General features: G+C 55.3%; 16 protein-coding genes. All 16 read right to left on the bottom strand.

The window, feature by feature from the left end; all coding sequences use genetic code 11:
- Positions 1–57: 57 nt before the first annotated feature.
- The gene (locus NQ534_RS17835; protein WP_006862583.1) at positions 58–876 is read right to left on the bottom strand and encodes a sugar phosphate isomerase family; all 819 of its coding nucleotides are present in this window, start codon (positions 874–876) and stop codon (positions 58–60) included.
- A 48-nt stretch (positions 877–924) separates the two neighbouring features.
- Positions 925–3,033, bottom strand: a complete 2,109-nt coding sequence (locus NQ534_RS17830; protein WP_157200739.1) for a DUF4838 domain-containing protein — start codon at positions 3,031–3,033, stop codon at positions 925–927.
- A gap of 198 nt (positions 3,034–3,231) precedes the next feature.
- Positions 3,232–4,230 (bottom strand): ABC transporter substrate-binding protein, encoded by a 999-nt coding sequence (locus NQ534_RS17825; protein ID WP_006862581.1) that lies wholly within the window; start codon positions 4,228–4,230, stop codon positions 3,232–3,234.
- 84 nt (positions 4,231–4,314) lie between these two features.
- The gene (locus NQ534_RS17820; protein ID WP_006862580.1) at positions 4,315–5,106 is read right to left on the bottom strand and encodes an ABC transporter ATP-binding protein; all 792 of its coding nucleotides are present in this window, start codon (positions 5,104–5,106) and stop codon (positions 4,315–4,317) included.
- Complete coding sequence (locus tag NQ534_RS17815; RefSeq protein WP_006862579.1) at positions 5,085–5,870, bottom strand: ABC transporter permease; 786 nt, start codon at positions 5,868–5,870, stop codon at positions 5,085–5,087. Before NQ534_RS17815 ends, NQ534_RS17820 begins: the two co-directional genes overlap by 22 nt.
- A gap of 22 nt (positions 5,871–5,892) precedes the next feature.
- A complete protein-coding gene (locus NQ534_RS17810; protein WP_006862578.1) occupies positions 5,893–7,386 on the bottom strand; it encodes a lactate racemase domain-containing protein in 1,494 nt (497 codons plus the stop codon).
- 13 nt (positions 7,387–7,399) lie between these two features.
- The gene (locus NQ534_RS17805) at positions 7,400–8,236 is read right to left on the bottom strand and encodes a triose-phosphate isomerase (RefSeq protein ID WP_006862577.1); all 837 of its coding nucleotides are present in this window, start codon (positions 8,234–8,236) and stop codon (positions 7,400–7,402) included.
- A gap of 39 nt (positions 8,237–8,275) precedes the next feature.
- The gene (locus NQ534_RS17800) at positions 8,276–9,436 is read right to left on the bottom strand and encodes a 6-phosphofructokinase (RefSeq protein WP_040783745.1); all 1,161 of its coding nucleotides are present in this window, start codon (positions 9,434–9,436) and stop codon (positions 8,276–8,278) included.
- Positions 9,437–9,541: 105 nt separating this feature from the next.
- Positions 9,542–10,696: a class II fructose-bisphosphate aldolase gene (locus NQ534_RS17795; protein ID WP_040783792.1), complete on the bottom strand. Its 1,155-nt coding sequence runs from the start codon at positions 10,694–10,696 to the stop codon at positions 9,542–9,544.
- Between the two features lie 322 nt (positions 10,697–11,018).
- Positions 11,019–12,251, bottom strand: a complete 1,233-nt coding sequence (locus NQ534_RS17790) for an ROK family transcriptional regulator (RefSeq protein WP_006862574.1) — start codon at positions 12,249–12,251, stop codon at positions 11,019–11,021.
- Entirely contained in the window at positions 12,242–13,057 is an 816-nt protein-coding gene (locus NQ534_RS17785) for a type III pantothenate kinase (protein WP_006862573.1), read from the bottom strand. The genes NQ534_RS17790 and NQ534_RS17785 overlap by 10 nt, the downstream gene beginning before the upstream one ends.
- Before the next feature lie 30 nt (positions 13,058–13,087).
- Positions 13,088–13,717 carry an ECF transporter S component gene (locus NQ534_RS17780; RefSeq protein WP_006862572.1) on the bottom strand — a complete coding sequence of 210 codons (630 nt, stop codon included), beginning with the start codon at positions 13,715–13,717 and terminating at the stop codon, positions 13,088–13,090.
- Positions 13,718–13,849: 132 nt separating this feature from the next.
- Entirely contained in the window at positions 13,850–15,055 is a 1,206-nt protein-coding gene (gene coaBC / locus NQ534_RS17775) for a bifunctional phosphopantothenoylcysteine decarboxylase/phosphopantothenate--cysteine ligase CoaBC (RefSeq protein ID WP_006862571.1), read from the bottom strand.
- A gap of 75 nt (positions 15,056–15,130) precedes the next feature.
- Entirely contained in the window at positions 15,131–16,066 is a 936-nt protein-coding gene (locus NQ534_RS17770) for a tRNA (adenine(22)-N(1))-methyltransferase (protein WP_242655371.1), read from the bottom strand.
- A 138-nt stretch (positions 16,067–16,204) separates the two neighbouring features.
- On the bottom strand, positions 16,205–17,977 hold the full coding sequence (dnaG, locus tag NQ534_RS17765) for a DNA primase (RefSeq protein ID WP_006862569.1): 1,773 nt from the start codon (positions 17,975–17,977) through the stop codon (positions 16,205–16,207).
- Positions 17,978–17,998: 21 nt separating this feature from the next.
- A complete protein-coding gene (locus NQ534_RS17760) occupies positions 17,999–19,006 on the bottom strand; it encodes a deoxyguanosinetriphosphate triphosphohydrolase (RefSeq protein WP_006862568.1) in 1,008 nt (335 codons plus the stop codon).
- Positions 19,007–19,039: the final 33 nt, after the last annotated feature.

Raw genomic sequence — 19,039 nt, 5'->3', positions numbered from 1 at the left:
GCCAGCCCCTGCCACCTGCTCTCTGAGGCGTAAGAACGTGACCCAGTTTCTCTGTCCTTATGGCAGCTCCGCCACAAATTCCGTGATGCGCAGCAGCACATCCGGATGCTCCTGCAGGAGCGTCACCGGGAAGTGCGCGGACACATCGCCGTATGCCGCATGGCGCACAACGCTCCGGTGCCAGTCACGGAAGCAGCCCAGACGGATTTTCCGTGCGTTGTAGATCTCGTTCATCCCGATCGTAATACAGTAGACCGGCATATCGTCAATAGCGCCGTTCAGATCGCCGATTGCATTTGCTGTTCTGGTTTCCCGGCTGATTTTCAGTACCCGCGTGTGCAGATTACGGAATTCCTCCGGTGACAACTCGTCCTGCGCCTCATTAAACGCCACATGTCCGTTGATGCCGATGCCGCCGAAGCAGATATCCACGCCGCCGAGCTTCTCTATCAGCTCCTGCAGATATCCGGTGTTCTGCGGGTCGGGAAATACTCTCTGATTTTCCGGCATCACCAGCTCCGGATCGATCTGCGAATACACGGTACGGTTCATAAAGCCGCGGAAGCTCAGCTTCTCCGAAGCGTCGATCCACTGCTTATCGTCCGTCAGATACTCGTCCATATTAAGAAACCACACATTTTTCAGACTGATCCGCTCCCGGTTTACGATATCCACAAAATACGGATACTGACCGACCGGTCCCACCGGGCAGATAAACACGGTGCGCTCCCCAAGCGCATTCTTTCTTTTTATCTCCTCCGCCATTTCCTGCGCCATCGCCTGGAAAACGGCTGCATTATCTTCCATCACAGCAATCGGCAGCTTCGGCGAAGCAAGCAGCTCCTCCTTTGTATAATAATAATATGCATGTTTCATCCCGTTCTTCCTCCTGATTCGATTTATAATGTCATGACACGCATCCTTTTACTGAAATCCGGTATATTTCCGGGTAACCTCCAGCACACGGTAAACGTCCAGATACGGCTGGAATTTTTCTTCCTGTCCGCAGAGGCAGCGGCGCAGATTGCGCCAGCTCTCATCCGCCTCCCGCTGCCTGCCCTCCGCCAGCAGCTCCAGCGCCTCTGCAAGCTGCCGGACGTATTCTTTATGAAAAGCGAGCAGCTCCCGCAAAAACGGCGCCGGGTTTCCCGGCAGGGCGCCGGATTTCTGTTCTCTTTGCCGGTCTTTTTCATCCGCCGGCTGCTCCGGATATGCTTCCGGATGAAACGCCGCGCAGATTTTCTGTATCTGCCGCATCCGCTCTGCCATCCGCGCATCCGTGCGCGCGCCCTTTCCATTCAAGTAATCGCAGCACTGCAGTGCGGAGAGCTTTTCCAGATAGCATCTGACGTCCCCGGCGCTCTTTCCGTATGCCGCCGCGAAATATTCCTCCGTCAGCGCCTGCACGTCCGTCTGTTCCTCAAAAAGGGTGTATCCCATCACGTAATTTGGCAGCGCGTTCGGCAGAGCCGCACGCAGCTCCTGGCAGCTTATGTAGCCGTCCAGCCCCATTTCTTTCAGCTTTTTGATATCCTCTCCGATGATCCGGGCAATGTGTACATACCCGAAGTCCCCATAATGCGCCCGTCCAAGCGGATAGTCGTACACGAAGCTGTCCCCCGGAAACTGCGCCTGCCATGCCCGCAGAAACGCCAGATTTTCTCCCAGTCCGGACGGCAGCACGATCCGGTTGCGCACATACTCCGGCAGCGTGTCCGCGTTCTGTCCGCACAGGCTCTCCATCTGCCCGTCCGCATCCTGCCCATTCCGGCGCTCCATCTGTCCATCCGCATCCTGCCTGTTCCGGCGCTCCATCTGTCCATCCGCGTTCTTTCCCTGCTTCAGCTCCTGCGCATACGATTTTTCAAATGTCCGGCTGATCGGCGCAAACATCAGCACAAACCGCTGCGGATTTTTCAGGCGCTCCTTCACCGGCGGCCATAAAAGCTCCTGGTACAGCAGAAAAGCGATCCGTGTGTCCAGATGCGCTTCGCAGAAGCGCCGGTCAATCTCATTGAGCAGCGCCGCATACTGGTCGGAGGGCGTCGTTCTCCGGCACGCCTCGCACTCGCACACATTGTTGTACTCATCCGCCAGCCAGATATGCAGATAATCCACATCCGGATTTGCTTTTGCATACGCCGTCACCTTACCGGCAAAGCGCTCCACCGTCTCCGGATTCGACAGGCAGAGATTCGTATTTGTGGGAGCGCCTCCGTAAAGGTCCCGCATGCCTCCCACCATTGCCGCATACGATTTTTCCGGCTCCCGCAGCGGCTCCTTTGCCGTCTCCCAGGAGGACATTTCATAGCCGAGCACCTCTCCCGTCCATCCGTGTCCCACCTTGTGCAGAATCAGATCCCGTTTTTTCAGCTCCGCCTCCAGCAGATGCATATAGCGGCAGGCGTCCGCATACGTAAACTCTTCCGCCTCCCGGTAAGGATTCTGCTCGTGGTGATACCACCGCGCAAGAAAAACATACGGCACCTTAAACTGCAGAAAGAAGCTGTTGTACCCCACCTTCGGCAGCCACGCAATAAAGTCCCGGATATTTTCAAAAGAATCCGCTCCCTCTATGCAGACGCCCCGGTGATAAAAGGATGCCGTTTTTTCGTAAGCTGCCGGAAGCCTCTCTTTTGTGATGCGCGGAATATACTCTCCCTGCGCGCCCGGCATCAGAAAACGGCAGCCCAGATAATGGAGATAATCGTAAACGCCAAGCAGCACGCTGCGCGGACGATTTCCGGTAATTGCGCCGCCCTCCGCCGTCACCTTTACACAAAAGCTGTCATTTTCCCGGTCCGGCGCCGCTGTACATCCATGCTCCTTTTCATTCCCCCGCCGGTACGCACGCGCTCCGGTATCCGGCGCCAGTGCAGTTTCTGTCTCCGTGCCCTGTGCTCCCGTCACCTCCAGACGCATCGTCCAATCGCAGTCCCCCAGCTCCGGGAGCATCTTTTTCAGATACGCCTCCAGCTCCTCTGCCGCATACGCGACTGCCTGCGGGCTGTCCTGCTTAAAAAATACCTTCATAAATTCCGTCATCCTTCCCGCACAGGAAAATCCCCCGTGAAATCCTGCGCCATATGCCCCCGCCGGTCCTCCGGTGACTAAAAAACGTCCACCGGACGTTTTTGTCGTATGCATGGCAACAAAAGCCCCGTGGAACAGACTTTCCTGCCGCTCCACGGGGTCTATTCCGCTATTTCAGAATAATCGCCGTAACAGATACTATTCGCCCAGCGCCTCTGTCATCAAATCAAACAGCACATAATTTTCAAGCGGAACCTCTGCTTCCACGTCGCCGCTGTCGATGAACATCTGCTGCTGTCTCTGATAGTAATCCTGCATTGTTCCGTCTGCAATACCGTTCTTTACATCATCTGCGCTGAACCAGGTTGCATCGCCGGTCTCCACCATGCAGGCATCCTTGTCCTTCGCACACTGTGTTGCATACAGTCCGACCGCATAATCCCAGTTTTCCTCCTGGGAAGAGTAAGCCATCGCCTTATACAGCGCACGGCTGAAGCGGAGCAGGATGTCTCTGTTTTCTTCCGCATAGGACGGCAGGCAGATCCAGCTCGACAGGTTTACGGAATCCGTCGCAAATTCCAGCTCCAGAGCGCCTTCGCAGTTCTGCATGATCTGGTTGCTGTACGGGTTCCATGCCGTGCAGGCATCCACAGAACCGGAAGACATTGCCGCTACCATGTTTGTTGCATCCATCTCATAAGCCTCAATATCGTCCATCGTAAGACCTGCCGCCGCCAGCGCGCCGTTTAAAGCCGTCTCGGAAGAAGAGCCTGCATTGTAGGCTACCTTTTTGCCCTTCAGATTCGCGATATCATCCACGGAAGTAACCTCAGAAGACGGGAGCACGATGATTTTGTCCGTGCTGTGCACAGAGCTCGGCGCGAAAATGGTCGCCTGTCCGTTGATACAGAGCTTATGCGCACCGTGTCCGATATAAGCGATATCAATGCTGCCGCCCTCCATCGCCGCGATCTCAGACGGACCGTCCGCAAACTCCCACAGCTTGATCTCCAGCCCTTCCTCTGCAAAGAAGCCCTGGTCAATACCGGTCAGAACCGACCAGAGGGATGCGTAGTTCGGCATGTAAGCCACGTTCAGTTCGATGGTTTCCTCCGCATGTCCCACTGTCGCCATCGCCAGTGTCATCGCAGCCGCTGCCGCCACGCCGAGAAGTTTTTTCATAGTGCCTTTCAACATAATTCATGTCCTCCTTAAAAAATTATTTTAACCGCTTTGCGGTTAGTCACATCATCAGGGTCCGCTGCATCTGACCCGGCTTCATTATTTGCGTACCGCCAGGAATTCCTGGTATACCTCGTTCCAGATCTCCGCCTTCAGCTCCAGGAAGCGCGGATCTGATTTTGTCTCCTGCGTTCTCGGATACGGAATATCGATATCCACGATTCTTTTAATACGTCCCGGACGCGCGCTCATGATAATGACGCGCTGCGCCAGAATGATTGCCTCATCCACATCATGTGTGATGAAGAAGCAGGTCTTTTTCTCCTGCTCCCAGGTATTTAAAAGCTCCGTCTGAAGCTGCACGCGCGTCTGCGCATCCAGCGCTCCGAACGGCTCATCCAGAAGCAGCACCTCCGGGTTTGCCGCATAAGCGCGGGCGATCGCCACACGCTGCTTCATGCCGCCGGAGAGCTCCTTCGGATAGGAATGCTCAAAGCCCTCCAGACCAACCGCCTTTATGTATTTCCGGGCAATTTCCTCCGCCTTATCCTTCGGCACCTTCTTCATTTCCAGCCCGAACATGACATTTTTGATGACCGTCCTCCACGGAAACAGCGCATACTGCTGGAATACAACGCCGCGCTCCACGCCGGTGCCCTCAATCTGCTTTCCGTCCAGATAGACTGCTCCGCTGGTCGGCTCCAGGAGCCCGGCAATGATATTCAGCAGCGTCGATTTGCCGCAGCCCGACGGACCTACCACACAGATAAACTCATTTTCCGCAATGTCAAGACTTACCCCGTTCAGCGCGACCACCTTGCCGTTGCGCCCCTGATATTCCTTGTATACATTATCGATTTTTAATTTGACTAATTTATCTTCTCTTGCCATCCCGTTAATTTCCTTTCTATGATATCCACAATCTTCACCAGAATTAAACCGATGATGCCAAGCAGAATAATGTACATCAGCATCGGAGCCGACTCAAAGGAGTTCGACAGTGAGCGGATACGCATACCGATACCTGCCTGCGCGCCGGTCGATTCCGCCGCCAGCAGCGTCGTCAGCGCCGCGCCGAGTCCGAGACGGATTGCCGTGATGATAAACGGTACCGTCGCCGGACAGATGATCTTCCAGAAAATATCAAAATCATTTGCTCCCAGCACCCTTGCCGCCTTGATCAGCGTAACGTCGATGTTTTTGATTCCCTGATAAATGGTGATGCTCATGGTCATAAACGTACAGATCCAGATGAGGATTACCGCCGGCTTCTGTCCGACACCAAAGGTGATGACCAGAAGCGGCGCATACGCCAGCGCCGGGATGTTGCGGATAAAGTTGATCCACGGCTCTATAATTTTCTGCACCGGCGTGTACCACGCCATCAGAAACGCTACCGGAAGCGCCGTGACAAAACCAAGCCCGAAGCCGATTCCCACGCAGGTCATACTGCTGGCGATATCCTTCCAGAATACCCCGCGCTCAACCATCGTGCCGACCGCCGGCACTACCTTGTCAGCAAACGGAAAGCTTCTCCCGGTCGCCTCCCCGATGGACAGCAGAAACCAGACGAGCATTGCCGCAAGAAACGATATCAGCAGCCAGACCTTATCGCTGATTACGATTTTCTTCTTTTTTGTTCCCTTCTCATTCATGTTTTACCCTCCTTTTATCCCATTATCCACAGCAGGGATGTCCGTGACCGTCTCTCGTATGACTGTTCTGGGACGGATCCTTCATACAGAGATGTACGGCAGCCGTGGTAAAGGTCTTCGGCAGCGCCAGGATGTTCGGATTTGGACCTACATATTTCTTCATGGCATCCTGCAGCGCTTCCTCGACGGTCGCGCGCGTTTTCAGTCCCATGCCTCTGGCGATTCCCGGTTCGCGCGCTCCCACAATATAGATTGCGCTGGTGTGCTCCTCCGCCAGATGTCCGCAGCTCATCATGGAGAAGCCATGAAATGGATGGAAGGCATTGGCAAAGCGGTATTTCCGGATATATTCTTCGTTTGTCGCAAAATATTCACCGTAACGGTTCATGTCCGGCAGAATATTCATGGAATCGTGCTGGAACATCTCATAAAGCTCGCGCAGGTAGGGCCATCTCTCGTCGTGGAACCAGCCGTCGCAGATGGACGGTACGATAAATACGCAGCGGTCGCTGAGTACCCGCTTGTGGCGGATGACCTGCGCAGACAGCGCCTGCATCATCTGGATGGGGTTGGTGCCCATGCCGTCGCCGTAGTGAAAGTTTGTCGGCATTCCAAACACGACCACGTCGTATTTCTTTTCCGCCCAGTGTACATAGGTGCGCTTATCCGCCATCTTCCAGCTCACCGGCTGCATTTCTTTTGCGTAGCCGGAATTAATTTCGATCTGACGCGACTTCGTATCCAGCACGGCGTCGCAGCAGAAGAATTTTTTGCCCATCTTCTCTTCCATAAACATGCCGTGGCGGTCAAATTTCTGACGCATCACGCTGCTTGTGGAGACCGGCACAAAGTCCGGCTTGTGCATCACCTCCGGCACATGGTGACTGGCGATGCTGCGCCAATGGCTGATGCCCGTCGCACAGTGCTTGTAGCCGCCGGAATAACCGCCGTAGGGGTTCCCCTGCGTGTGTCCGATAAGAATCGCCACGTCCGCGTCAAACACATATTTATTCATAATCACATGGTCGCCCGCCTCGGTATAGCCAAGGTCCACCAGATGGTCATAATCCTCGCTGTCGTGGCTGGTGATCTGCCCGTGCGGATAAAATTCGTTAAACAGCGCATCGCCGAGAATCGTGCGCATTTCTTTTACGGTAGCGCGCGGATGCAGTCCGTTGGAAATCAGCAGAAGCACATCTTTTTTCTCCACGCCGACGCTGTAAAGCTCATCCAGACAGGCGCGTATTGCCACCTTGCGGTGGGAGGTCGGCTGATTGCCGCCCTTTACGATATCGGGAATGACGATGACAACCTTATCGCCCGCCTTCGCAATTTCTGTGAGCGTCGGCATTCCGATGGGATTGCGGATGCTCTGCAGGGTCGCCTCATAGAGGCTGTCCCAGTCCTGCGGCAGGCACGGCGGGTCGGAAACCGTTTCGCCGGGTATAAAAACATCTGTGGTATCCGGCAATTCGGCGCTCATCATGCCATTGCCGTACTCAAATTCTAATCTCATTTTTCTCCTCCTGTTATTCTCCCAAGTATAAACGAATGATTTCCAGATATTCCTCCGGATAAAAACCAATTTCACCCGTGAAACGTGTGAGCGCAATCAGTCCGCCGTCTATTTCTTCGATGGAGGCAAGCATCGCCGCGTTATCCGTCTTCAGCCCGCCGCCGTACACCACGTCCATGCCGCCCGTCTGTTCTTTTACAAAGCGTGCGATTTTTGTGATGTAATCCTTGCCCGCAGGCGTCTTGCCTGGCCCGATGCTCCACACAGGCTCGTAGGCGATCACAACCTTTGATTTATCAACGCCCTCCAGACCAACCGAGAGCTGCTCGCCGAGCACCTGCTCCCACTGCGGCTGTTCCTCGCTTGTCTCGCCGATGCAGTAAACCACCTTCAGACCGGCATCCATTGCGCATTTGATTTCCTTATTTAACAGGCGGTTTACGGCTGACATATTGGATACACCCGCCTCCGCCAGAATGCCTTTTTTATCGTTGCGCTCCTCGCAGTGCCCGATCAGCGTCGCCGCACAGCCCATCGCCTTCACAATGGAAGCCGGACGGTTTGTCGTAAACGCGCCGAAATTTCCGCCAACCGCCGTGTTGTCGCGGTACACGCTCTGGCTGCCTATCTGCAGCAGGCTGTTTTCGGAAAGCGCCGCCACCGCCTGCAGAAGATGCGCCTCCGGCAGGAACTGCACAAATTCCACCTCCTGCGGATTATATTTTTTCAGCGGCTCCTGGGTGCTCTCCACAATCGTTCTGCCCCACTCCTGTACCGGTGCCAGACGATTCACGCCGCCAAGCTCTGCCGGAACATCAAAACGCTTTAAGTTTAAATATATATGCTTCATAATTGTTCTGCCTTTCTGTACAAAATCCTGTCCGGACTGTTATCTGAGGAATGCATACTGCGGGAAGTCCTCTCCCATCAGCGGCTTCGCATAATCGAAAAATGCATCGTCGATCTGATTGCCGTCCACGATCCATTCCAGCGGAAAACGCTTTTCCGCATTCGCCACGCCGGACAGCGGCGTCAGAAACAGTCTGCTTCTGTACTGCGGTCTGCGGACTGCCTCAATGGCGACCATCTGTCCGCTCTCCCCGCGCAGCGCCGACTCCAGCGCGTATCTGCCGACCTCGTAAGCCTCCCCGGAATCGACCGGCGACACATAGGGAATGCTGCATCTGCCGAGCAGTCCCGGCTTCTCCGCACGCGATTTGATGCCCAGCTTCTGCATAATCTGCCCGGATATGTACTGCGCCGTGCCGCCCGGAACGACATGCCCGAAACCGTCCACAATGCCGGTGTCTGCCAGCGGCTTTCCGTCCGGTCCGCAGACGCCCTCGCTCACCGTCACCAGCAGTCCGTTTCCTTTCGCGTAGACCGCCTCGATATCGGCAAGCATCCTGTCCATATCCACCGGCACCTCCGGCAGATAGGTAAGCTGTCCGCAGCGCGTCAGACGCCTTGCCATCGCGCCCGCCGCCGTCACCCAGCCGGCATTTCTTCCCATCAGCTCCAGCACCACCACATGAATCGGCAGTCCAGAAGCGTCCAGCGCCAGCTCGGAAGCGCTGATCGCCGCATAGCGCGCCGCACTTCCAAAGCCCGGACAGTGGTCCGTCACCTCCAGGTCGTTGTCCATCGTTTTCGGAATACCGATAACAGACAGATTCAGACCTTCCTTTACGGCAAGCTCATTCACCTTGTTGCAGGTATCCATCGAATCATTGCCGCCGTTATAAAAAAATGCATCGATTTTAAATTTCTTTATGGTTTCCAGCACCGTCGGATAATCGTCCTGCGTCAGCTTTCTGCGGCAGGAGCCGATTGCCGAAGCCGGGGTGTGCCTCAGACGGGCTATCACCTCCGCCGGAACCTCCGTCAGGTCCATGAGATCCCCTTTCAGTATCCCCTCCGCGCCAAACCGCGCGGCATATATTTTATCCACTCTTCCCGACGCGCGCGCCGCCTCCACCACGCCCTGCAGCGAGGTGTTGATGACCGCTGTCGGTCCGCCGCCGTGAGCAACCAGGATATTCATGCCCATAATACCGTCCTCCCTCTTTTCCAAGGTCCGCGCATTTTCTGCGCCAAAGCTGTGCTACTGTCCAGGCATCCGCCATGCAGACCACAGACCGCCTGTCAAAGCAGGCTATCCCTTCCGGCGGTAGCGCTCCGCCATTTCATCCAGGGAAACATTTTCAATCAGCGGCGCCCTGCCCACACTGTCAAATTCTACGATCAGTGTTCCGACAACCTCCTTCACGCCGCGCTCGATGCAGTCCACGATCTTCGCCACATCGTCATCCGGCACGTTTCCGTACATCACGGTATCCATGATCGGCGGGAAGAACACGCGCGGGTCAAACGCCGACGGATTTTTGCAGAGCAGCTCGTAAATCTCCCCGATAGAAGCGCTGCCGCGCAGGGACGGATCGTCCCGGAACAGCTCGCGCAGATTGCGGGTAACAGCAAGACGGATATCGGTATCAACGTTTATCTTGCGGATACCAAGCTTTGATACTTCCTTCAGCTGCTCCTTCTTAATGCCGTATGCGTCATGAATATCTCCGCCGAGCGCATTGATCTCGCTGACAATATACTGCGGCACCGTGGAGGAACCGTGGCTCACCAGCGTGCCCTCGATTCCTTCGTGCAGCATACATTCCTTCGTCGCGATGGCGATCTCCTTGCGGATGACCGTATCCTTTCCCTTATTTGCGCCGTGCTTCGTTCCATAGCTGATAGCAAGTGCATCCACGCCGGTCTGCTTGAAAAATTTTACGGCGTCCATCGGATTTGTGTAGGTGGAGTTCGCCGCAAATACATGGTCCTCCACACCGGCGAGCACGCCGAGCTCCCCTTCCACTGTGACGCCGCGCTCGTGCGCATATTTTACGACCTCGCGCGTCAGCTCCACGTTTTCCTCAAACGGAAGCGCGGAACCATCTATCATAACAGAGGTATAGCCGCCCGCGATCGCCGCCGCGCAGGACTCGAAATTTTTGCCGTGGTCCAGATGAAGCGCCACCGGAACCGGACTGTTTTCCGCATATTTTTTCACTGCGTTGGCAATATTCTGAGCGCCCCGCTTCTTATCCTCCAGCGTCCCGTTAGCAAAATCGGTCCGTCCTCCCATAAAAGCGTTCGCCAGATCCGCTCCCTGCAGAATCGCCGCGGAACGGAACATTTCATGCACCTCAATCACCGCTTTCGCCTGACACACCGCGTTTACATTGAACGCCCCCTGCGCATAATTGTATTTCTCCGTTGCGTCCAGAATCGCCTTCATTGGTACTAATGGCATTTTCTTTTTCCCCATCCTTTCCGATTATTTCTGGCAAATTGTTTTATTGTTTCCTTTTTTTGTCATTTCTTTTGCCATTTTCAACAATTAATTAAAACTTTTAAATATTGTTACAAGCATTATATCACAGCACTTCCAGAAGTACAACAGGTATTTTGTTAAATTTCAGGTGAAAATTTTCCTGCTCAGAAAGACCGGGCGCCGCAGCGGGCGTCTGAGGCTGACAGGAACTAAAAAACATCCGCCAGACGTTTTTGTCGTATGCATGGCAACAAAAAACGCCTCTGTATGTTCACAGAAGCGTTTCTTTCATTACGTTTGTTTATTCTATTGTAAGGTGTGTCTCCAGCGCATGGTTGATGGCAACGGCTGCGGCGCCGAGCGCCCCGCCCGTCCGGTCCGGCTCCACGAAGAGAAATTCCGTTCCCCGGTAAGTCTTATTGCAGAGGTTCTTGTCCGTCTCCGCCAGAAGCAGGGTGCGGTTGCTCATTTCACTGAACATCTTGCAGTCAATCAGCATCTTATCCGGGCAGATAAAATTGATGATATTGGCTACCGCCGTTCCGAGCACCCTTACCGCATCCTCCACGATTGCGGAAACGTCTCTGTCTCCCTGGCGCTGCGCCTTCATAATCTGTGACATCTGCGGTCTCGCCTGTCCGCAAAGCTCCTTCAGCTTTGACGCTTTTCCCTGCCGAATCGCCTCCGCGCAGCGCTCAATCACCGCGTAATCGCTGGAATACGCCTCCAGACAGCCGCGGTTTCCGCAGACGCACTGCCTGCCGTCCGCCTCCATTACCATATGTCCGACCTCCCCGGCGCCGACCGCCGAGCCGATATAGTTGGCTCTGTTGACAATCAGAGGGCACGCAATACCGGTATCTACCAGAAGATACGTAAAGCTCTCCACATTCTCCATTTCCTTCCGGCGGCGGAACTGCGTGCCGATCGCCCGCACGCAGGCGTTATTCTCCACAAGCACCGTTCCCTTATAGCCGGTAATTTCCCGGAAATCCTCACGGATATTTTTGTTGCTCCACTGGTTCCGCGGATGTACCCGCAGGATGCCCTCCTCCCGGTCCACCCAGCCCGGCAGCCCGAAGCAGACACCGCTGATATCGTCCAGCTTCAGGTGACAGTGTTTCAGACAATCCAGCACCACCTGGCAGGTCTCCTCCATGCTCCGCCGGTAATCCGCGCACCCCTGCTCGTCATAGTGGGAATAAAGCGGACGTCCGCAGTAGTCCACCACGCTTACGCAGCGGTGTATGCCGGTGCTCTCGATCCCGACAAAATGGTACGCCTCCGGAACGACCTCCAGCAGATGCGCCTTTCTGCCGATGCGCGCCTGTCCGTCATCCCTTATGCTGACCTCCCGCACGATTCCCGCCGAAATCATGCTGTTTACATTCGTTGTGATGGTGGGAAGGGTAAGCTCTAACTGTTCTGCGATCTCCGCGCGCTTCACCGGTCCCATATAATAAATCATGCGAAGAATCGTCGACTGGTTGGCAGCCTTCACACGCAGCAGACTGTTGCCCTGCTCTACCCGCATGAATCCGCCCCTTTCCCCGTCTCCGCAGACGCCGCAAATGCGGCATGGTTTTTCTGGTAAATTGTCAGCATTCCTTTCAGAAGCAGCTCCTCATCCAGGATAATCTCCCGGCGGCACAGCGGCAGGACCGTTTTGGCAAGCCCGCCCGTCGCCAGCACCGTCGCTTTTTGCCCAAGCTCCTCCTCAATGCGGTCGATAATGCCGTCAATCGCGGCGGCATTGCTGTTTAAAATACCGCTCTTCATACAATCGATGGTATTTTTTCCGATGACGCGCCCCGGACTTTCCAGCGCCACGCCCTGAAGCTGCGCGGCATTCTCGGTCAGCGCGTCCAGCGATACACGCAGTCCCGGATAAATCATGCCGCCGATATAATTTTTCTTATCATCCACCACGCACACGGTCGTCGCCGTTCCCAGGTCAAAGATGATCAGCGGCACCTGATAATGCGTGATGCCGGCGACCGACGCCGCCACCAGGTCGCTGCCGAGCTGGTTGGGAAAATCCATCAGAATATTCAGCCCGGTCTTCAGCCCCGACTTTACCACCATAATATCACGGCGCAGAATTTTTTCCGCCGCCACACGCATGATATTGGTAATCTGCGGAACGACCGAGCATACGATACCGCCCGAAATATCTTCCACGCTGTAACCGTAAATATCCAGCACATTTTTTATATCAATGGCATATTCCAGCTCTGTTTTTGTCCGGACCGTCGAGACGCGCTCTATAAAATACGTTTTCTTTTCATCGATGCCTCCGATGACAATATTGGTGTTTCCGATGTCAATCGCTAAAATCATAATACCCTCCAGCCTGCGGCAGCCAGGATTTTAAACCGGCTGCGATTTCTGTTTCAGCGCCGGGATAAACCGCGCCTTATATAAAGCAGCTCCCACTGCACTTGTCAGCAGTGTCGAAGAAATCATTTCGCACACAGCGTTGATTCCGACAAAGGTGCAGATAAACATAAGGATGTTCTGTCCGCCCATCAGACCCTGCACATACTCTGTGTTTCCATACAGAAGCACCAGCGCCAGCATGAAAAACACCGTGTTCAGAAACGCCGAGCAGAATCCGGTTATCGCGCACGCCACGTATATATGGAAATGTCTGCGCGCGAAGTTAAAGATGTAGCCGAGCAGAAATCCGTCGAGCACACGCGGAACAAAGCGCTGGATAAAGGCGAACACCGGGTTGATGTCGAACAGTATCACGCCCATCGCGCTTGAACCGCCGATACCGATGCACTGCAGAAAGCTGGTAAGACCAAAGACGCCCCCTGCAATCGCGCCGCCCAGAGGCCCCAGCACGATCGCGCTGATTGCGACCGGTATGACGTTAAAGGTAATCGCCAGCGGTCCGATGTTCAGATAGCCGAGCGGTGTGTACGCCATCAATAAGAGAAGTGCGGTCATAAGACCAAGAATGGTAAGCTGCGTTGTTGATAATTTTTTGTTCATGTTTTCCTCCTTGTTATCGCTCCATTCGGATGCAATACGGTGATGGAACTGCGGGTATGCTCCGCCGCCTTTTTTCTGTCTGCGGCAGCGTGTTCTGCCATCTGAGCAGAACCGTTTCCCGCCTCGTTCGGTTTACGGGTTTCCTGTCTGCTGCAAAGAAATGATTTTATCCAGAATGCGCGCGGCTGTCTCCTCCTTGCTGAGTAACGGGAGTGAGATTTCCTCATCTCTGGTAATCATTGTCACGACGTTCGTATCTGTCCCGAATCCTGCGCCAGCCTCTTTCAGGTTGTTGGCGACAATCATGTCCAGATTCTTTTTCGTGAGCTTTTCCTTTGCATTTGCCAGCATATTCTGTGTCTCCATAGAGAAGCCGCAGAGAAACTGTCCGCTCTGCCTGTGTTCTCCCAGATATTTCAGAATATCCTGCGTGCGCTCCAGCGCGATGGATGGCGCGCCGTCTGTTTTTTTCACCTTTTCCGTGCTGACCTCGGCGGGACGGTAATCCGCCACAGCCGCCGCCTTGATGATGATGTCCTGACTGGATGCCAGAGCGGTCACTCTGTCGAACATCTCCTGCGCGGTCGTAACCGGTATGGTGCGCACAAGCATCGGCTCCTTCAGCGCCGTTTTTCCGGTGACAAGCGTCACCTCTGCTCCGCGGAGCATGGCATTTGCGGCAAGCGCATAGCCCATTTTTCCGGTGGAATGGTTGGTGATATAGCGTACCGGGTCAATCGCCTCCTGCGTCGGCCCCGCCGTCACCAGAATCCGCTTTCCGCGCAGATCCTTCGGGAAGGCAATCTCTTTCTTAATATAAGAAAGAAGCTCCTCCGGCTCCGGCATTTTTCCCGCACCCACGGTGCCGCACGCCAGATAGCCGGTCGCCGGCGCGATGACCTCCCAGCCATATTTTTCCAGAATCTTCAGGTTGTCCTGCACGACCGGGTTTTCGAACATGTTCGTGTTCATCGCCGGTGCGATGATCTTCGGACACTTACATGCCAGCGCCGTTGTCGTCAGCATATCGTCCGCAATGCCGTGCGCCAGCTTGCCGATCACATTCGCCGATGCCGGAGCTACCAGCAGCACGTCCGCCCTGCTGGCAATCGACACATGCTCCACCTGAAACTGGAAATTGCGGTCGAAGGTGTCTACCAGACACTTGTTTCCCACCAGACTTTCAAAAGTAACCGGAGTAATGAAATTACATGCATTTTTTGTCATCAGAACGTGAACGTCCGCGTGAAGCTTCTTCAGAGCGCTCGCCAGATATGCAATCTTATAGGCTGCAATGCTCCCCGAAACACCAAGCAGTACCGTTTTTCCCTTCAGCATTTTTCTTCCTCCTTCCGCCGCGTCAGATGTATTATAAGCTTTTCATGCCCGGATTGCAAGAAAAATCATTACTGCTCACTTCACTTCGTTCGCAGCAGGTATCTGAGGCTGGCGCGACTGCTCTATCATCCGCAGCCTTTTCTCAAGCTCTGCCCTGCGCCCCGCCGCCTTTTCTTTTTCCAGCCCCCGCAGCTTTTCCAGAATGGCGCGGCAGGTGGCTTCCTCCTTCTGCAGAAATTCCAGAAGGACAGGATTTTTCTGCAAAATCAGATATCTGCCGAAGCAGTATTCATAATCCTCCCACGGCGCATCGTCTGTGCGCACCGCATTTCTGTTCTGCGCCGCCGTATCGTCCATGCGCGCCGCATTTCTGTTCTGCGCCGCCGCATCGTCCATGCGCGCCGTATTTCTGTTCTGCGCCGCCGCATCGTCCATGCGCGCCGCGTCCCCGGTCTGCGCCGTGGCGGCATCTTCCGTATTTTGTATCCGCATCGCATCATCCATGCGTGCCGTCTCTCCGCCTCCGCTTCCGGCGCGCACCGCTTTCATCATCGGGTAGAATTTGCCGTCGTCCTTTACCATATCCTCCGCCGTGATGCGAAAGCCCTCCGCGTGCAGGAATCTGCGCACGCTCTCAATTTCCGACTGCGGCTGCAGCACAAAGGTTTCTGTCTGCGCAAGCTGCCGCCTGCCCTCCGACAGGATTTTTATGGTGAGCGGTCCGCCCATACCGGCGATGACCACACAGTCCGCCTCGCCCGGCAGCAGCTCCTGCGCTCCGTCCGAGAGACGGGTCGAAATTTTCTCTTCCAGATGATACTGCCGGATGTGCTCCTGGGCGCGCAGCAGCGGTCCCCGGTTGACATCCATCGCCACCGCAGATTTCAGTTCTCCCCGCTGCACAAGATAAACCGGCAGATAGCCGTGATCCGTCCCGATATCCGCCAGCCGCTCTGCCCCCTTTGTCAGACGGGCAACCGCCGCCAGACGTGCTGATAGCTGTATACTCAAATTTTCCACTCCTTTTCCCGGATGCATTTTCCGTCCCGCCGGTGCCGCATCCGCCGCCCGGATTTCCCGGACATGTTTTCCGTCCCGCCGGCGCCGCATCCGCCGCCCGGATTTCCCGGACACGTTTTCCGTCCCGCGCTATGCCTGGAACGAAAAATTTGCCGCGGCAATCTCGCGCACTCTTTTCTGCTCCGTGATCAGCTTCTGCAGCCCCGCCATGTCGGTGGGCGAAAGCTCCTTTCTGCGCCGCTCCAGGCTGCTTAAAAAGATATTCTGCAGCGTTTCCTTAAACGCTTTTTCCCGCTCCGCCTCCGACTCCACCGCCAGCGTGGAGTGGAACAGCGCCGCCGCCTTGCTCTGCTCCTCCGGGTCCGTAAAATGGTTGATGATTCTGGCAGGCGACTTCTCTCCCGCCTCATACTGTTCAAACAAAAGCTCCGCCACCGTGCGGTACGGCTCTCCGGTAAAGTCATCCGGTGTGATAAACCTGCGCGCACCCTCATAGAGCGACGGATACTCGATCAGCCAGGTCAGCAGCAGCTTCTGGGATTTCAAAATTCCCGGCTCCTTGTCCTGCCGGGCAGTCTGGCTGCGCACCGGCTCCGTCCGCGAAAAATTCATCCCCTTCAGAGCAATGCTGTTGACCATCTTCCGCAGACTGTCCGCGCTCACCCCATAGCGCCGGGCGACAGCCTCCAGATAATTTTCGCGCTCCAGCTCCTGCTCAAAGCCCACCAGTTTTTTTGCCACCGCCTCATAAAACGCCGTCTTGCCGCTGGGGTCGCTCATATCATACGACTGCTGCAGGATATCCGTCTCAAACAGAAAGCTGTTCTGGGCGTCGTCTATCCGCTTCTGGAATTCCTCCGCTCCCAGCGCCTTGATAAATTCATCCGGGTCTTTATAAGGGCGCATGTTCAGCACGCGCGCCGTCACGCCCGCCTCCGCCAGCAGCGGAATTGCCCTGAGCGCCGCGCGCACACCCGCCTCGTCACTGTCGTAGGTCAGTATCACTTCATCCGTATAACGGCGGATAAGGCTGGCGTGCTGCGAGGTCAGCGCCGTCCCCAGAGAGGCAACGGAATTAATAAAGCCCGCCTGATGCAGAGAAATCACATCCATGTAGCCTTCGCACACCAGAAGCTGCTTTTTGCGCGCGGTCCTGGCAAAATTCAGCCCGTAAAGATTGCGGCTCTTATCGAACACCACCGTTTCCGGGGAATTCAGATATTTCGGCTTTCCATCCCCCATCACGCGGCCGCCGAAGCCGATTACCCTGCCGTTTACATCCATGATGGGAAAAATCACGCGGTTCCAGAATTTATCGTACATGCCGCGCTTTTCATCCACCTGCATCAGCCCGGACTGCGCCAGAAGCTCATCCGGAATGTTTTTCCCCTTCAGATAACGGTAGAGGTCGTCGCTGTATTTGTTCGCATAGCCAAGCCCGAAATGATGGATTGTCTCATCCGAAAGCTGCCGGTCCTTCAGATACCGCATGGCGTGCGCGCCGCCCTCCTGGCGGAGCTGATAATAAAAATACTTCGCCGCCATCTTGTTCAGCTCCAGAATACGGCTGCGCAGGCTCTGCTCCCGCCGCATCTCCTCATTCATTTCCTGCTCCGGAAGCTGCACGCCCGCACGCTCCGCCAGCACCCGCAGCGCCTCCGGAAACGTATAGTGCTCGTATTCCATCAGAAACGTAAAGACATTGCCCCCGGCTCCGCAGCCGAAGCAGTAATACATCTGCTTCTCCCGCGACACGGAAAAAGACGCCGACTTCTCGCTGTGAAACGGGCACAGCCCGAAATAGGAGCTGCCCTTTCTCTGCAGCCGCACATAACCGGAAATCACATCCACGATATCATTTCTGGAGCGTACCTCTTCTACCAGTTCCTCCGAATAATACATTGCCCTCTTCCTTCCTTTTCCTTAAAGCTTCCATGCCTTCGGAATAAAATATTCCGCATATTTCGTCATGGCGTACTGGTCCGTCATGCCGGAGATATAATCGCACACCACGCGCGGCACGCTCTGCCCGCCCTTTGTCACCATATCCTGGTATTCCGGGGGCAGCAGCTCCAGATGCTTCTCATAGTATTCGTACAGGGCGGCAAGCATATTCTCCGCCTTAGTCTCCTCTCCCTTTGCCGTCGGATTGGTGTACACGTTCTGGAACATGAATTTCCGGATGTTCTTCATCGCCAGCCCCACCTCCGGGGACTGGCAGATATCCGGCTTTCCCTGGCTGTTGCTCACAATATCGTGAATCATGGTATTCAGCCGTTCCTTAATCGTGCTGCCCAGCACCTGCCGGTATTCCAGCGGGATATCCTCCTCGCGCAGAATGCCCGCGCGCTCCGCGTCGTCGATATCGTGATTGATATAGGCGATTTTATCCGAGAGGCGCACCACCTTGCCCTCCAGCGTGGCGGGATGCCCGCTCGTGCGGTGATTGCGGATGCCGTCCCGCACCTCCCAGGTAAGGTTTAATCCCCTGCCCTTTTTCTCCAGCAGCTCTACCACGCGGATGCTCTGCTCGCTGTGAATAAATCCGTCCGGGCAGACACGGTTCAGCGCCCGCTCCCCGGCGTGACCGAACGGCGTATGCCCGATATCGTGCCCCATCGCGATAGCTTCCGTCAGACTTTCATTCAGGCGCAGCGCCTGCGCAATCGTCCGGGCAATCTGCGACACCTCCAGGGTATGCGTCAGCCGGTCCCGGTAATGGTCTCCCTGCGGGTTTAAAAAAACCTGCGTCTTGTGCTTCAGCCTCCTGAACGACTTGCAGTGCAGAATACGGTCGCGGTCGCGCTGATACACCGGACGGATGTCGCACTGCGCCTCCTGGATATCCCTGCCGCGCGTATTTCTGCTAAGGCTTGCATATTCACTTAAAAATTCTTCTTCTCTCTGCTCCGCCATTTCCCGTATATTCATAGACTGCCCCTCCTTTTCTGAAATACCATTTCA

Origin of the sequence: Marvinbryantia formatexigens DSM 14469 (assembly GCF_025148285.1) — a bacterium.
GTDB lineage: Bacteria > Bacillota > Clostridia > Lachnospirales > Lachnospiraceae > Marvinbryantia > Marvinbryantia formatexigens.
This window is presented reverse-complemented; position numbering and strand designations above follow the sequence as displayed.

Coding starts and splice junctions, on each gene's coding strand:
- NQ534_RS17815 (WP_006862579.1), bottom strand. CDS start 5,870: ATGAATGAGAAGGGAACAAAAAAGAAGAAAATCGTAATCAGCGATAAG.
- NQ534_RS17825 (WP_006862581.1), bottom strand. CDS start 4,230: ATGTTGAAAGGCACTATGAAAAAACTTCTCGGCGTGGCGGCAGCGGCT.
- NQ534_RS17835 (WP_006862583.1), bottom strand. CDS start 876: ATGAAACATGCATATTATTATTATACAAAGGAGGAGCTGCTTGCTTCG.
- coaBC (WP_006862571.1), bottom strand. CDS start 15,055: ATGCTGAAGGGAAAAACGGTACTGCTTGGTGTTTCGGGGAGCATTGCA.
- NQ534_RS17780 (WP_006862572.1), bottom strand. CDS start 13,717: ATGAACAAAAAATTATCAACAACGCAGCTTACCATTCTTGGTCTTATG.
- NQ534_RS17830 (WP_157200739.1), bottom strand. CDS start 3,033: ATGAAGGTATTTTTTAAGCAGGACAGCCCGCAGGCAGTCGCGTATGCG.
- NQ534_RS17805 (WP_006862577.1), bottom strand. CDS start 8,236: ATGAAGCATATATATTTAAACTTAAAGCGTTTTGATGTTCCGGCAGAG.
- NQ534_RS17800 (WP_040783745.1), bottom strand. CDS start 9,436: ATGGGCATGAATATCCTGGTTGCTCACGGCGGCGGACCGACAGCGGTC.
- NQ534_RS17790 (WP_006862574.1), bottom strand. CDS start 12,251: ATGCGGGTAGAGCAGGGCAACAGTCTGCTGCGTGTGAAGGCTGCCAAC.
- NQ534_RS17820 (WP_006862580.1), bottom strand. CDS start 5,106: ATGGCAAGAGAAGATAAATTAGTCAAATTAAAAATCGATAATGTATAC.
- NQ534_RS17810 (WP_006862578.1), bottom strand. CDS start 7,386: ATGAGATTAGAATTTGAGTACGGCAATGGCATGATGAGCGCCGAATTG.
- dnaG (WP_006862569.1), bottom strand. CDS start 17,977: ATGTATTATTCGGAGGAACTGGTAGAAGAGGTACGCTCCAGAAATGAT.
- NQ534_RS17760 (WP_006862568.1), bottom strand. CDS start 19,006: ATGAATATACGGGAAATGGCGGAGCAGAGAGAAGAAGAATTTTTAAGT.
- NQ534_RS17795 (WP_040783792.1), bottom strand. CDS start 10,696: ATGCCATTAGTACCAATGAAGGCGATTCTGGACGCAACGGAGAAATAC.
- NQ534_RS17785 (WP_006862573.1), bottom strand. CDS start 13,057: ATGATTTTAGCGATTGACATCGGAAACACCAATATTGTCATCGGAGGC.